Here is a 14182-nt window from a genome sequence, read left to right as displayed (position 1 = left end):
TCGGCGAAGGAGATCCGGTTTGTCGTCGGTACTATGCGTCGAACCAGGACAAGACCCGGCTCCACGCAAGTGGGACAGGTCTAGTCCGCTTCGGCCAGCAGGGCGAGTCGGCGCGGCGTGGCGACGGAGAGATCCGTCAGGGCCGTCGGATAATCGCCCGTGAAGCAATGATCGGTGAATTGCGGCTGCGCCGGGTTGCGGCCCTTCTCGCCCATGGCCCGGTATATGCCCTCGATGGACAGGAAGGCGAGCGAATCCGCCCCGATATACTCCCGCATCTGCTCCAGGTCGTGAGTCGCGGCGAGCAGCTTCTCCTTCTCCGGCGTGTCGATGCCGTAGAAGTCGGGATGGGTGATCGGCGGGCTCGCGATGCGGAAATGCACTTCCTTCGCGCCCGCCTCGCGCATCATGCGCACGATCTTCACCGATGTCGTGCCGCGCACGAGGCTGTCGTCGACCAGAACGATGCGCTTGCCTTCGATGGCGGCGCGGTTGGCGGAGTGCTTCATGCGCACGCCGAGCTCGCGCACCGACTGGGTCGGCTGAATGAAGGTGCGGCCCACGTAATGGTTGCGGATGATGCCGAGCTCATAGGGCAGGCCGCAGCTCTGAGCGAAGCCCAAAGCCGCCGGAACGCCCGAATCGGGCACCGGGATGACCACGTCCGCGTTGGCCGGGGCTTCCTTGGCGAGCTCCCGGCCCAGGCCCTTGCGCACCTCATAGACGCTGCGGCCGTTCACGATGGAATCGGGGCGGGCGAAATAGATGTATTCGAAGATGCAGGGGCGCGGCGGCACCTTCTCGGCGAAGCGGAAGGATTCGATGCCCTCGTCCGAGATCACGACGCATTCGCCGTTCTCGACGTCGCGGATGAAGCGCGCTCCGATGATGTCGAGCGCGCAGGTCTCGGAGGTGAGGATGTAGCGGCCGTCGAGTTCTCCGAGCACAAGCGGGCGGATGCCCATCGGGTCGCGGGCGCCGATCAGCTTCTTGTTGGTGAGCGCCACGAGAGCATAGGCGCCTTCGATCTTCTGGATCGCCTCGACGAAGCGGTCCACGACCCGGTCCTTGCGGCTGCGGGCCACGAGGTGGACGATCACCTCCGTATCCGTGGTGGATTGGCAGATCGCCCCGTCGCGGATCAGGTTGCGGCGAAGGGTGAGGCCGTTGGTGAGATTGCCGTTATGGGCCACGGCGAAGCCGCCGCCGTCGAGTTCGGCGAAGAGGGGCTGAACGTTGCGCAGGACCGTCTCGCCGGTGGTCGAGTAGCGCACGTGACCGATCGCGGAAACGCCCGCGAGCCGCTCGATGGTTCCCCGGTCGGAGAAGCTGTCGCCGACGAGGCCGAGCTTGCGCTCGGAGTGGAACACGTCGCCGTCGAAGGAGACGATGCCGGCCGCCTCCTGTCCGCGGTGCTGGAGGGCGTGAAGCCCAAGGGCGGTGATCGCTGCCGCGTCCGGATGGCCGCAGATGCCGAACACGCCGCATTCTTCACGCAGGGTATCGCCGTCGAGGTCGAGGTCCGCCTTCTTAGGGGTGACCTGCCACGTCTCAGACCTGGAAGACATCATGATTTCCTTGGGATCCGCGCCCTTAGCCGACGCGGCCTCTATGTAATCGTCCTGAGGCCAAAGGCCAATGGGTTTTCCTGTCGCTCTTCAAAGAGTGAACGGGAGCGGCTCACCCCCGGCGCTGCGGCGTCTGCGGGGCGGGAGCGGCCGGTGCGGGCGCGGCGCCGCGCTGCGGATCGGGCTCGGCCGGCTCCACGGGCTCGTTCTCCGGAGCGGGCTTCTTGAGCCTCTGGATGAGGGCTTCCGCGTTCTCCGGCAGCATGGCGATGATGCTGTCGCGGGTGTTCTCCATGGCGGGGCGGGTCTTCGAGGCGGTCGCCCATTCGGGCTCCTTGCCCTGGAGCAGCCAGCTCAGGAAAGCCCAGCCGATCACGCAGATCAGGAAGCCGCGGGCGGCTCCGAAGACGAGGCCGAGCGTGCGGTCGATGGCTCCGATGCGGGAATCGAGGATCATGTCCGAAATCTGGACCGTGATGATCGACACGATGATCAGGGTGACCACGAAGATGCCGCCGATGGCCGCCACGAGGGCGACCGTGTGGCTGCTGATATATTGCTGCGCGATGGGAAGGGCGGTGGGATGCAGGTACCAGGCCGCGCCGGCGGCCACGACCCAGGCCACGATGGCCAGAACCTCGCGGGTGAAGCCGCGGACGGCCGCCAGGAGGGCCGAGATCAGGACAATTCCGATGACGACGAGGTCCAGAACAGAAAAGGGCATGAGCCGAGCCTACGCAGAAACAGGGACAAGGGCCGCATTCGCGGAACGAGGCCAGGCTGTATAGCCTTAAGAGATGCTTTCGTCACCCCTATGCATGCCCGCATGCGCCCTGAAAGAGCGCGGGCGCAAAAAGACCCCGGCGAACGTCGCCGGGGCCAGGGGGAGAGGAGTGACTGTCAACTCTTGCAGCACGCATATGTGCCCAAAAAGTTCTCGATCCAGACGTATAAGATTGCCGTGAGAGGTCAATTAGACCGGATGGCCTAAGGCCCGGCTTGAGCGGTATCGTCATCGGGAATGGACGCTTCGCCGTGGGGTCTCGATCTCGGCGGTCGGGGCGGCGCACATGGTGTTCCAAGCCGGAGGCTGAGCATGACGGAGGACGAGAAGGCCATCAGGGAGCTTGTCGCGACGTGGATGGCGGCGAGCATGGAGGGCGATGTCGAAAAGGTCCTGTCCCTGATGACCGAGGACGTGGTCTTCATGGTTCCGGGCCGGGACCCGTTCGGCCGGGAGGCCTTCGCGGCCGCCTCGCGGAGCATGGACGGAATGCGCCTCGAGGGAACGAGCGACATCCTGGAACTGCAGGTGACCGGCGATTGGGCGTTCATGCGATGCCGCATCGACATGACGATCACGCCTCCGGACGCCAAGGAGCCTTTGCGCCGGTCGGGGCACACCCTCACGCTTCTGCGCAAGGAGCCCGACGGCCGGTGGCGGCTCGCCCGCGACGCGAATCTCCTGACGGTGCGCTGCTGACGGCGGCTGCTTCTCCCGCCGGAAGAGGTTTCAGGACGCCCTGCGCCGGCGGGCTGCGATTCCCGCGACCAGATCGGTGATGTGGCCGATCGACGAGGTGGCGAGCGGGAGCTTCTCCGGCTTGTTCTTGTCGATGCGCGGCGCCGGGGAGACTGCGCCGGAAAAGCCGAGCTTGGCCGCTTCCTTCAGCCGGGCCTGCTCCTGGGCCACGGGCCGGATCGCGCCGGAGAGGCCCAGTTCGCCGAAATACACCGTGTCGGGCGGCAGCGGATTGCCGGACAGGGACGACACGAGGGCGGCGGCTGCTGCGAGATCCGCCGCCGGCTCGGTGATCCGCAGGCCGCCCGCGACGTTCAGATAGACGTCGTGCATGCCGAGCTTCAGGCCGCCATGGGCCTCGAGGACCGCGAGCACCATGGACAGGCGGCTCTGGTCCCAGCCGACCACGGCCCGGCGCGGCGTCCCGAGGGAGGAGGGGGCGACGAGCGCCTGAATCTCGACGAGAAGCGGGCGCGTGCCTTCCATGCCGGCGAAGACGGCCGTACCGGCGGTCGCCATGTCGCGCCCGGCGAGAAAGAGCTCGGAGGGGTTGGGAACCTCGCGCAGGCCCTGATCGGACATCTCGAAGACGCCGATCTCGTCGGTGGGGCCGAAGCGGTTCTTCACTGCGCGCAGGATGCGGAAATGATGGCCTGTATCGCCCTCGAACGACACCACCGCGTCGACCATGTGCTCGACGACGCGGGGACCGGCGATCTGTCCGTCCTTGGTGACGTGGCCCACGAGAATGACGGCGGTGCCGGTCGTCTTTGCGAATCGGATGAGCGCCTGGGCCGAGCCCCGCACCTGGGTGACCGTGCCGGGCGCCGATTCCACCGTCTCGGTCCACATGGTCTGGATCGAGTCGATGATCGCGAGCGCGGGCGGGCGGCCCTGGCTCAAGGTGGCCACGATATCCTCGACATTGGTCTCCGAGGCGAGTTCCACCGGCGACAGGCCGAGGCCGAGCCGTTCCGCGCGCAGGCGCACCTGCCCGACCGCTTCCTCGCCCGAGATATAGGCCACGCGTTCGCCGCGGTTGGCGAGGGCGGCGGAAGCCTGCATGAGCAGCGTAGACTTGCCGATTCCCGGATCGCCGCCGAGCAGGATGATCGAGCCGTGCACGAAACCGCCGCCGGTCACCCGGTCGAGCTCCGCGATTCCGGACGGCGTACGGGGCGCTTCCTTGGTTTCCCCGGAGAGCCCTTCGAGCGGGAAGATGCGGCCCTTGGCGCGCGAGGGGCGTGTTGCGACGGGTCCCGACATGGGGCTCGCGGAGCCCGCTTCCTCGACGATGGTGTTCCATCCGCCGCAGGCCTCGCACTTGCCCTTCCAGCGGTTGTAGACCGCACCGCATTCCTGGCAGACGAAAGACGGGTGACGCTTGGCCATCAACCCTGCGTCCCGCGATAGGTGCGCGCGTAGCGGCGGCCCAGATTGGTGAGGATTTCGTAGCCGATGGTGCCTGCGCGGCGGCCGACCTCGTCGATCGCGAGGGCGCCGCCGATCATGGTCACGGTGTCGCCGCGCCTGAGGTCGTTTTCCGGAATCTCGGTCACGTCCACCGTGATCAGGTCCATGGAGACGTTGCCCGCAAAGGGGCATGGGCGCCCGGCCACGAGAACCCGGCCCGCCAGCAGCTCCTCGCCGCTCGTTCCGCGCGCGCTTGCCGAGCGCGGATAGCCGTCCGCATAACCGACCGAGAGCGTGGCGATCCGCCGCCGTCCGAGCGCGAGCCAGCGCGCGTTATAGCCGACCGTGTCGTCGGCCTCGACCCAGCGCAGCTGCACGATGCGGGCCTGAAGCTCAACGACCGCGCTCATGGGATTGACGAGATCGGGCGTTGGGTTGCCGCCGTAGAGGGCGTAGCCCGGACGCACGAGGTCGAAATGCGGCTTCTGCTTCAGGAAGATGCCGGACGAATTGGCGAGCGAAGCGCGCACCCCTGGCAGCGTCTCGCGCACGGCCCTGAAGGCGTCGATCTGGCGATCGTTGATCGGGTTGTCACTCTCCTCCGCGCTGACGAAATGGCTCATGAGAAGCGCGGTCTCGAAATCCTTCAGTTCGGCGCGGTCCTTGAGGCTCAAACCCTGAGGGACGGTGAGGCCGAGGCGGTTCATGCCCGTGTCGACATGGATCGCGGCGGCGTATCGGCGCCCCTGCGAGCGGCAGAAGGCCGCCCATTCCTCGATCTCCTCGAACGAGCCGAGGACCGGGCGCAGATCATGCTGCGCATAGGCCTGCGACGTGCCGGGAAACAGGCCGTTCAGCACGTAGACGATCGAATCGGGCGCCGCGGCGCGGGCGCGGATCGCCTCGCTCACATGCGCCACGAAGAACGTGCGGCAGCCCGCCTGCGCCAGGGTGGGCACGGCCTCATCGATGCCGGTCCCGTACGCGTCGGCCTTGACCACGGCCGCAGCCTCCGCGCCGCCTGCCCGGTCGCGCAGGCTGCGCCAGTTTCGCCTAAGCGCCGCGAGGTCGATGTGAAGGAGCCCGCCGGCCATGTCGTCGGGGATGCGCCCGGCGGGGGTGGTCTGTTCTGTCCTGGTCAATCGCCGATCCGATCGGGAAGTTTGTCTTCGTCTGCGAGGTTGGTGAAGCGGGTGATGTCGGCCTGGAAGGCCAGCTGCACGGTGCCCGTGGGGCCGTGACGCTGCTTGCCGATGATGACTTCGGCCTTGCCGTGGATCTGATCCATCTCCGCCTGCCACTTGAAGTATTCTTCGGTGCCGGGTTTCGGCTCCTTGTTCTTTAGATAGTACTCCTCGCGGTAAACGAACATGACCACGTCGGCGTCCTGCTCGATGGAGCCCGATTCACGCAGGTCTGAGAGCTGCGGCCTCTTGTCGTCGCGGGATTCCACCTGGCGCGAGAGCTGGGACAGCGCGATGAGCGGAACGGCGAGTTCCTTGGCGAGCGCCTTCAGGCCGGTGGTGATCTCGGTCAGTTCCTGGACGCGGTTCTCGCCCTTCTTGGACGAGCCCGAGAGGAGCTGCAGGTAGTCGACGATGAGAAGGTCGAGACCGCGCTGGCGCTTGAGACGCCGGGCGCGGGCGGTGAGCTGCGCGATGGAGATGCCGCCGGTCTGGTCGATATAGAAGGGAATCGACTGCATTTCCCGGGCGGCTTCGGTGATCTTGTAGAAATCGTCCTCGCGCATGTCGCCGCGGCGGATCTTGTAGGAGGGCACGCCCGCCTGCTCGGCGATGACGCGGGTGGCGAGCTGCTCCGCGGACATTTCGAGGGAGAAGAAGCCCACGATTCCGCCGTTCACGGTTTTCAGGGTCCCGTCCTGCTGCTTCTCCGCCTTGTAGGCTTTGGCGATGTTGAACGCGATGTTCGTCACCAGCGAGGTCTTACCCATGGCCGGGCGGCCCGCCAGGATGATCAGGTCGGAGGACTGGAGGCCGCCGAGGGACTTGTCGAGATCGATGAGCCCGGTCGAGATGCCCGACAGGGCGCCCTCGCGCTTGTAGGCGGCCGCCGCCATGTCGATGGCGGCGGTCAGCGCGTCCGAGAAGCGCTGGAAGCCGCCGTCGGTGCGGCCCGTTTCGGCGATGGAGTAAAGGCGCCGCTCGGCCTCCTCGATCTGGTCCCGGGGCGAACTGTCGACGGGGGCGTCGAAAGCCGTGTTCACCAGGTCCTCGCCGATGTTGATGAGAGAGCGGCGGATCGCGAGGTCATAGATCGTGCGGCCGTAATCCTCGGCGTTGATGACCGTGGTGGCCTCCGCCGCGAGGCGGGCGAGATATTGCGAGACGGTGACGCCGCCCAGATCCTGATCGCCCAGGAAGGTCTTCATCGTGATCGGGGTCGCGACCTTGCCGGCCTTGATCAGGCTCGTGGCGACTTCGTAGATGCGCCGGTGCAGATCCTCGATGAAGTGCTCGGCCTCGAGAAAGTCCGAGACGCGGTAATAGGCGTCGTTGTTGACCAGAATGGCGCCCAGCAGGGCCTGCTCGGCCTCGAGGTTGCTGGGAGGAGTGCGAAACTGCGGCTCGGCATTTTCTAAGCGGGCGATGAGGGCATTGGCGGTGGCCATCTGGCGCTCCGAAAACGGGGGAAGGGGATTGTTGGTCTTAGACCCGAATTCGTGTCCGAAAGGTTGCTCTTCGAACACAAAGACGGGACTCGGGGCACCTGTCCTCACTGTCCTCAATACTCACATGGCCATCGCCTCGCGACTCATTCGGCTTGACTCTCCGGTGCAGGAAGAACCCAACGAAAAAGGCGCTCCCCATCGAATCGATGGAAAGCGCCATTTTGGAACAAAACGAGAACCAGAGCAAGGCTTCCGCCAAGCTCCCGCCTCGCCTGTCGTCATGGACCGTTCCGGCGGGTCGTCGCACCCTGACCCTCCTCCCTCGACGGAAGGAGGCGAGAGGGGCTGCCGGTCGAAGCTCCCTAGCGCATCGTGCGAAAAAGTGGATCCGGTTTTTCGCGAGAACGATGCGCTGTTCTATAGCGGGAGCATCGGATTGATCCCAAAAGTGGATTCCACTTTTGGGTCCGATGCTTAGAGCTCGACGTCGCCGGCTTCGGCGAGTGCCGCGCCGACCTCGAGGCCGAGGTCGTCGAGGTTGGTCTCTTCGCGGGTGGTGACCGCCTCGCCGCGAGCCTGGCGCTCGGCTTCCTCAGGGCTGCGGGCCACGTTGATCGTGACCGAAACCTCGACCTCCGGATGGAGGGAGACCGGCACGCTGTGCAGGCCGAGGGTCTTGATCGGCGTGTTGAGGACGATCTGGTTGCGGTCGACCGTGAAGCCGTTCTCCGCCATCACCTCGGCGAGGTCGCGGGTGGAGACCGAACCGTAGAGCACGCCCGTCTCGCCGGACTGGCGCAGGATGATGAAGCTCTGGCCGTTCAGCTTCTCGGCCACGACCTCGGCTTCCTTGCGGCGCTCGAGGTTGCGGGCCTCGAGCTGGGCGCGCTGCTGCTCGAAATGCTTCTTGTTGGTCTCCGTGGCGCGCAGAGCCTTGCCGCGCGGCAGGAGGAAGTTGCGGGCATAGCCCGAGCGAACCTTGACGGTCTCGCCCATCTGGCCGAGCTTTGCGACGCGCTCGAGAAGGATCACTTCCATCGGTTTTCTCCTTTAATGTTCGTGATCAGGTTGAAAGGGTCGGCGGATGTTTCGGCCTGTTTCCGCCGAAGCGGCGCCGAAAGCCGAAGATCGTGTCGGCGAGGCCGAAGAGAGACAGGGCCGTGACCATGACGCCCTGCGTGAGGAACAGCAGCGCATAGAGGCCCGCCAGAATGAAGCCGCGTCCCGGCTTGCCCTGCGTCCGCTCGTGGATGACGGCGAGGCCCTGGAGGGTGAAGGCCATCAGGAGGGCGCCGAACAGCGCATAGCCGAGGGCGCCGACGAAGCCTTCGAACTGGATCAGGACGAAAGCCAGGATGGGGGCCCAGAGAATGGCGCGCGGCATCGACAGCCCGGGGACGGGCGACCAGGGACGCGGCAGGCGTCCGGAGGCGGAGACCACCTTCGCGGCGAGCCAGAGATAGAGGCCCATGAAGAAGGTGAAGCCGAAGGCCGACAGGGCCGGCGTCATCGTCGCCAGCGTGTCCGTGAGAGCCTCGCGTCCGTCCTCGGTCCCCGCGTCGGGGGCCTCGAAGAACATGCTGACGAAGGCTGAGGAGATCTGCCGCGACCGGGACTGGAAGGCCGTGTAATCGGCCCCCGAGGAAATGATTCCGGTCGCCACGATGGTGAGGGCCGCCGTGGCCGCGACCCAGCCGAGGAGCCGTCCGATCGGATACCATTCCATCGTCCCGTCGGCGGCGGGGCGTCCGAGCAGGGCCAGATAGGCGAGCCACCAGGCCGGCAGGCCCGTGATGGCGATGAACCCGAAGGCGCTGATGGGGGATGCGGTGAAGATCGCAATCGCCAGGCCGCCCACGAGGGTGGCGACGAGACCGGAGCGATGGTTCCAGCCGAGCGCGACGATCAGGATGGGGAGCGGCGCAAGCATGGCGAGCAGGACAGCCAGCATGGTCTCCTTGACCACCACCACTGTCAGAAGGGCCGAGACGAGGCCCGCGCCGATGCCTGTTGCGATAAAGTTCATGGTTCTCGCTGTCCCGCTGCTCACGGCAGGGTTAGGGGCTCTTTGCCCCAACTGACCCGGCGGAATTCCACCGCTGGGCGAAAGGTCGAAAAGGTGGGCCGTTCGGGTGAACGGCCCACCGAAGGCTCAATTAGCGGATCACGTAGGGCAGCAGGCCCAGGAAGCGGGCGCGCTTGATCGCCTGGGCGAGCTCACGCTGCTTCTTGGCCGAGACGGCCGTGATGCGCGAAGGAACGATCTTGCCGCGCTCCGAGATGTAGCGGGACAGGAGCTTCGTGTCCTTGTAGTCGATCTTCGGCGCGTTCGGGCCCGAGAACGGGCAGGTCTTGCGACGACGGAAGAACGGACGACGGCCACCGCCGCCACCAGCACCAAATGCCATGATTAAGCCTCCTCGCCTTCGTTGCCGTCGAAGCCGCCGCCGTCGCGCTCACGGCGCTCGCGGTCCTTGCGCTCGTCGCGGTCGCGCTTCTGCATCATCACGGACGGCTCGGTCTCGAGCTCTTCGACCTTGATGGTCATGAAGCGAAGGATGTCTTCGTTGATGCGCATCTGACGTTCCATCTCGGCGACCGCCGCAGCGGGAGCGTTGAGGTTGAACATCGTGAAGTGCGCCTTGCGGTTCTTCTTGATGCGGTAGGCGAGGGACTTCACGCCCCACATCTCGGTCTTCTCGATGCTGCCGCCATTCTGCTCGATGACGCCCTTGTACTGGTCGACCATTGCTTCGACCTGCTGGGGTGTCACGTCCTGGCGAGCCATGAAAATATGCTCGTAGAGAGGCATAATGGGCCTTTCTCAGGTTTGAGGATCAGGCCTTCGCACCACGTTTGGCGAAGTGTTCAGGCCGGTTTCGCGCGTCCGATCGGCGCCAAGCCCTTCGAGCCTGCAAGGCCCGAGCGGTTGTCGAAGGCGGAGACACGGGACGACGGGTCCGAAGGACCCTGTGCGACAGGCCGCACCGTCCGTTCAGCCCCCGGCCGGAGCGAACGCGAAGCGCGGGCTATAGGCGATTTGTGCGGGAAAGGCAATGGGGCGACGGTAGCCTTTCCGGCCGTCGCGGGCATATGTCGTGTTCCGCTGTGTCCGGTTCCGCCGCCATGCCCGGCCCTGAGCAGGGCACGACGGTATATGGAGCATTTGCCATTGATCGCTTCTCCGGGACGGAGCAAGGATATGGTCAACAAGCGAGTCTAGGCTAAAACGATCTCCATGAAAGCTCCTCCTCTTCGCCTCGGCGTCAATATCGACCATGTCGCAACCGTCCGGAATGCCCGCGGGGGTATCCATCCCGACCCGGTCAGGGCCGCCCATATGGCCGTGCTGGCAGGCGCCGACGGCATTACGGCGCACCTGCGCGAGGACCGGCGGCACATCCGCGACCAGGACATGGAGCGCCTGAAGCGTCAGCTTTTCGTGCCGCTCAACTTCGAGATGGCGGCGACTCCCGAGATGCTCGGGATCGCCACGCGCATTCATCCCCATGCCTGCTGCCTCGTGCCCGAGAAGCGTGAGGAGAGAACCACGGAAGGGGGGCTCGACATCATCGGCGGCGCTTCCCATCTGCGTCCGATGATCCAGGAATTGAAAGCCCAGGGCATCCGTGTCTCGCTCTTCGTCGAGCCGGACACGGACGTGATGGAGGCCGCCTGCGATCTGGGCGCTCCCGTGGTCGAGCTCCATACCGGCACCTATTGCGAGGCCGTTGCGGAAGGGAACGAGGCCAAGGTCGCCCATGAGCTGGAGCGCCTGCGCCGGGCCGCCGCCCACGGGGCCGGCCTCGGTCTCGAAATCCATGCGGGCCACGGTCTGGCCCTCGATTCGGTGCGCCCGGTCGCGGCCATCCCGCAGATCGTGGAGCTGAATATCGGCCATTCCCTCATCGGCGAGGCGATCTTCATGGGCCTCGACGAGGCGGTCCGCGCCATGCGCGCCGCCATGGACGAGGGCCGGGCACAGGTGCCCGCATGATTCTCGGAATCGGATCGGACCTCTGCGACATTCGCCGGATCGAACGGTCCATCGAACGTTTTGGGGACCGGTTCACGCATCGCATCTACACGGAAGGCGAACGGGCGCGCAGCGACCGCCGCGCCGCGCGCGCACCGTCCTATGCCCGGCGCTTCGCCGCCAAGGAGGCCTGTGCCAAGGCCCTTGGAACCGGCCTCAGCCATGGCGTGTTCTGGCGCGACATGGAGGTCGTGAACCTGCCGAGCGGCCGCCCGACCCTGCGCCTGTCCGGGGGAGCCCTCGATCGGCTCAGGGCCATGACCCCGCAGGGCTACGAGCCGGTGATCCACGTCTCCTTGACGGACGATCCCCCTCTGGCGCAGGCCTTCGTGGTGATCGAAGCACGGCCGGTTGCCGGGACGGGCGCGTTGCGGCAGCACCCGCCATAGGCTAGAGCATGGGGCCACGAGACGGGCAGCCATGCCGGCTCCGAAGCCATGCGGCTCGATAAGCCTCGAGAGCGGTTTGCACTTCCGGACGAAGTGCAAACCGCTCTCGACTGCCGCAGCAGACAACGAAGGGCGGCTTTTTGGCCGCGACATTCCTCGAGCATAGGTCGATTCAAGTGAGCGACAACGCCAAGCACAGCACGGGTAGAAGCGTGAAGAAGAAGGAAGAAGAGGGCCTCTGGGAGACCATCAAGGTCATCATCCAGGCTCTCCTCATCGCCGTGGTGGTCCGCACGGTCCTGTTCCAGCCCTTCAACATTCCCTCTGGCTCCCTGATCCCGACTTTGCTGATCGGCGATTATCTCTTCGTGTCCAAATACGCCTACGGCTATTCGAAGCACTCGATGCCCTTCAGCCCGCCCCTGTTCTCCGGCCGGATCTTCGGCTCGGATCCGAAGCGCGGCGATATCGTGGTGTTCAAGCTGCCCAAGGACAACTCGACCGACTACATCAAGCGCGTGGTCGGCCTTCCCGGCGACCGGATCCAGATGATCGGCGGCGTTCTGAATATCAACGGGCAGCCGGTCCATCGCGAGCGCGTGGAGGACTATAAGACGGTGGACGAATACGGCCGCCCCACCGCCGTCCCGCGCTACAAGGAAACCTTCCCGGAAGGCACCAGCCATTACATCATCGAGTTGAAGGGCGACCGGGCCTACTGGGACAACACCGACATCTACACGGTGCAGCCCGGCCATTACTTCATGATGGGCGACAACCGGGACAACTCGACCGACTCGCGCGACGAGGCGAATGTCGGCCAGGTCCCGGCCGAAAATCTCGTCGGCCGCGCGGAGATCATCTTCTTCTCCATCGACGAGGGCGCGTCCCTGTGGCGGTTCTGGGATTGGCCGCAGCACATCCGCTGGAATCGCCTTTTCGAGCGGATTCATTAAGCCGTGACCCGTCGCAAACCGAATCACGACCCGTTGCTGAAGAAGCTGGACTACCGGTTTCTGAAGCCTGAACTTCTCGACGAGGCGCTCACGCATGTGAGCGCCCCGAAGGGCGGCGGAAAGAGCTATCAGCGCCTCGAATTCCTCGGGGATCGCGTGCTCGGCCTCGCCGTCGCGGAGATGCTCTACGACATCTTCCCCACGGCCCCAGAGGGCGAGCTCTCGCGCCGCCTGGCGGAACTGGTGCGCCGCGAAAGCTGTGCCGAGATCGCCATCGCCTGGGATGTGGGGCCCTACCTCAAGCTCGGCGCGGGCGAAGCGCATTCGGGCGAGCGCCGCAACCCGACCATCCTGGCGGATGTGTGCGAAGCGATCATCGGCGCGGTCTTCCTCGACAGCGGCTACGATGCCGCGAAGGGGCTCGTGGAGCGCAGCTTCAAGGGCCTGCTGGAAGCGCCCCGGCGCTCCCTCCGGGATCCCAAGAGCGCCTTGCAGGAATGGGCCCAGGGACGGGGCCTGCCGCCGCCGACCTATACGGTCGCGGAGCAGACGGGACCCGATCACGCGCCGAAGTTTCGGGTGATGGTCAGGGTCAAGGGCGCCGACACCGAGTTCGGGCACGGTACATCGAAGCGCATCGCGGAACAGGCGGCGGCGCGGAGCCTTCTCCTCCGAGAGGGCGTCTGGACGGAGGAAGAGCATGGAACATCCTGAGCCGGTCACGACGAAAGCCGGTTTCGTCGCCCTCATCGGCGCGCCCAATGCGGGCAAGTCGACGCTGCTCAACGCGCTCGTGGGCTCCAAGGTCTCCATCGTGTCGCGCAAGGTGCAAACGACACGCGCCTTGGTGCGGGGCATCGCCATGGAAGGCGATACGCAGATCGTCTTCGTGGACACGCCCGGCATCTTCAAGCCCAAGCGCCGCCTCGACCGGGCGATGGTCACTTCGGCCTGGGGCGGGGCAGGGGATGCGGACGTGGTCGCGCTCCTGCTCGACGTGCGCCGGGGGATCGACGAGGAGGCGGAAGCCATTCTCGCCAGGCTGCCCGAGCTGAAGCGTCCGAAGGTGCTGATCCTCAACAAGATCGACCTGATCGAGCGCTCGAAGCTGCTGGAGCTGGCCTCCCGGCTCAACGAGATGGTGCCGTTCGCCCATACCTTCATGATCTCGGCGCTGAACGGCGACGGCATCGACAGGCTCAGGAGCCAGCTCGCGGCCATGATACCGGAAGGACCCTGGCTCTATCCGGAAGATCAGATCTCCGATGCGCCCCTGCGCATGCTCGCCGCCGAGATCACCCGCGAGAAGATCTACGAGCGTCTGCACGAGGAGCTGCCCTATCAGTCCACCGTGGAGACGGACCAGTGGCAGCAGCGGCCGGACGGGTCCGTGCGGATCGAGCAGACGGTGTTCGTGGAACGCGACAGCCAGCGCAAGATCGTTCTCGGCAAGGGCGGCCAGACCATCAAGGCCATCGGACAGGCGGCGCGCAAGGAAATCGCCGAAATCGCGGAAGCCCCCGTGCATCTCTTCATCTTCGTGAAGGTGCGCGAGAACTGGAGCGACGACCCCGAACGCTATCGCGAAATGGGGCTGGAGTTCCCCAAGGGTTAAGCCGCAAAGGCATTGCGTTTTAGCGATGAGCCGCGAGGGAATGACCCTCGC

General features: G+C 65.7%; 15 protein-coding genes. 6 read left to right on the top strand and 9 right to left on the bottom strand.

What is annotated here, in order from left to right; genetic code table 11:
* Positions 1–80: 80 nt before the first annotated feature.
* Positions 81–1568, bottom strand: a complete 1488-nt coding sequence (purF, locus tag RE429_RS13155; protein ID WP_414474194.1) for an amidophosphoribosyltransferase — start codon at positions 1566–1568, stop codon at positions 81–83.
* A 112-nt stretch (positions 1569–1680) separates the two neighbouring features.
* Complete coding sequence (locus tag RE429_RS13150) at positions 1681–2292, bottom strand: CvpA family protein (RefSeq protein WP_414471207.1); 612 nt, start codon at positions 2290–2292, stop codon at positions 1681–1683.
* A 372-nt stretch (positions 2293–2664) separates the two neighbouring features.
* On the opposite strand from RE429_RS13150, the gene RE429_RS13145 reads away from it, so the two are divergent.
* The gene (locus RE429_RS13145) at positions 2665–3051 is read left to right on the top strand and encodes a YybH family protein (protein WP_414471206.1); all 387 of its coding nucleotides are present in this window, start codon (positions 2665–2667) and stop codon (positions 3049–3051) included.
* 30 nt (positions 3052–3081) lie between these two features.
* Here the strand turns inward: RE429_RS13145 and radA are convergent, their stop codons facing one another.
* The 7 genes from radA to rpsF form a co-directional block, all read right to left on the bottom strand.
* A complete protein-coding gene (gene radA, locus RE429_RS13140; RefSeq protein ID WP_414471205.1) occupies positions 3082–4482 on the bottom strand; it encodes a DNA repair protein RadA in 1401 nt (466 codons plus the stop codon).
* A complete protein-coding gene (gene alr / locus RE429_RS13135; protein WP_414474193.1) occupies positions 4482–5597 on the bottom strand; it encodes an alanine racemase in 1116 nt (371 codons plus the stop codon). The genes radA and alr overlap by 1 nt, the downstream gene beginning before the upstream one ends.
* Before the next feature lie 44 nt (positions 5598–5641).
* Positions 5642–7135 (bottom strand): replicative DNA helicase, encoded by a 1494-nt coding sequence (locus RE429_RS13130; RefSeq protein WP_414471204.1) that lies wholly within the window; start codon positions 7133–7135, stop codon positions 5642–5644.
* Positions 7136–7609: 474 nt separating this feature from the next.
* The gene (gene rplI / locus RE429_RS13125; RefSeq protein WP_414471203.1) at positions 7610–8173 is read right to left on the bottom strand and encodes a 50S ribosomal protein L9; all 564 of its coding nucleotides are present in this window, start codon (positions 8171–8173) and stop codon (positions 7610–7612) included.
* A gap of 25 nt (positions 8174–8198) precedes the next feature.
* A complete protein-coding gene (locus RE429_RS13120) occupies positions 8199–9161 on the bottom strand; it encodes a DUF2232 domain-containing protein (RefSeq protein WP_414471202.1) in 963 nt (320 codons plus the stop codon).
* A 130-nt stretch (positions 9162–9291) separates the two neighbouring features.
* Complete coding sequence (gene rpsR / locus RE429_RS13115) at positions 9292–9543, bottom strand: 30S ribosomal protein S18 (RefSeq protein ID WP_160883627.1); 252 nt, start codon at positions 9541–9543, stop codon at positions 9292–9294.
* 2 nt (positions 9544–9545) lie between these two features.
* Entirely contained in the window at positions 9546–9947 is a 402-nt protein-coding gene (gene rpsF / locus RE429_RS13110; RefSeq protein WP_414471201.1) for a 30S ribosomal protein S6, read from the bottom strand.
* A gap of 426 nt (positions 9948–10373) precedes the next feature.
* On the opposite strand from rpsF, the gene RE429_RS13105 reads away from it, so the two are divergent.
* The 5 genes from RE429_RS13105 (at position 10374) to era (ending at position 14131) form a co-directional block, all read left to right on the top strand.
* On the top strand, positions 10374–11132 hold the full coding sequence (locus tag RE429_RS13105; protein WP_414471200.1) for a pyridoxine 5'-phosphate synthase: 759 nt from the start codon (positions 10374–10376) through the stop codon (positions 11130–11132).
* Positions 11129–11560 carry a holo-ACP synthase gene (gene acpS, locus RE429_RS13100; protein ID WP_414471199.1) on the top strand — a complete coding sequence of 144 codons (432 nt, stop codon included), beginning with the start codon at positions 11129–11131 and terminating at the stop codon, positions 11558–11560. Before RE429_RS13105 ends, acpS begins: the two co-directional genes overlap by 4 nt.
* A 176-nt stretch (positions 11561–11736) precedes the next feature.
* Positions 11737–12516, top strand: coding sequence for a signal peptidase I (lepB, locus tag RE429_RS13095; protein WP_414471198.1), 780 nt, complete (start codon positions 11737–11739; stop codon positions 12514–12516).
* 3 nt (positions 12517–12519) lie between these two features.
* Entirely contained in the window at positions 12520–13230 is a 711-nt protein-coding gene (gene rnc, locus RE429_RS13090) for a ribonuclease III (RefSeq protein WP_414471197.1), read from the top strand.
* Complete coding sequence (gene era, locus RE429_RS13085) at positions 13217–14131, top strand: GTPase Era (RefSeq protein WP_414471196.1); 915 nt, start codon at positions 13217–13219, stop codon at positions 14129–14131. Before rnc ends, era begins: the two co-directional genes overlap by 14 nt.
* Positions 14132–14182 lie beyond the last annotated feature (51 nt).

The sequence above is a fragment of the Microvirga sp. M2 genome (assembly GCF_047497095.1).
GTDB lineage: Bacteria > Pseudomonadota > Alphaproteobacteria > Rhizobiales > Beijerinckiaceae > Microvirga.
Note: the sequence above shows the minus strand (reverse complement) of the source record. Positions and strands in the feature narration are given on the sequence as shown.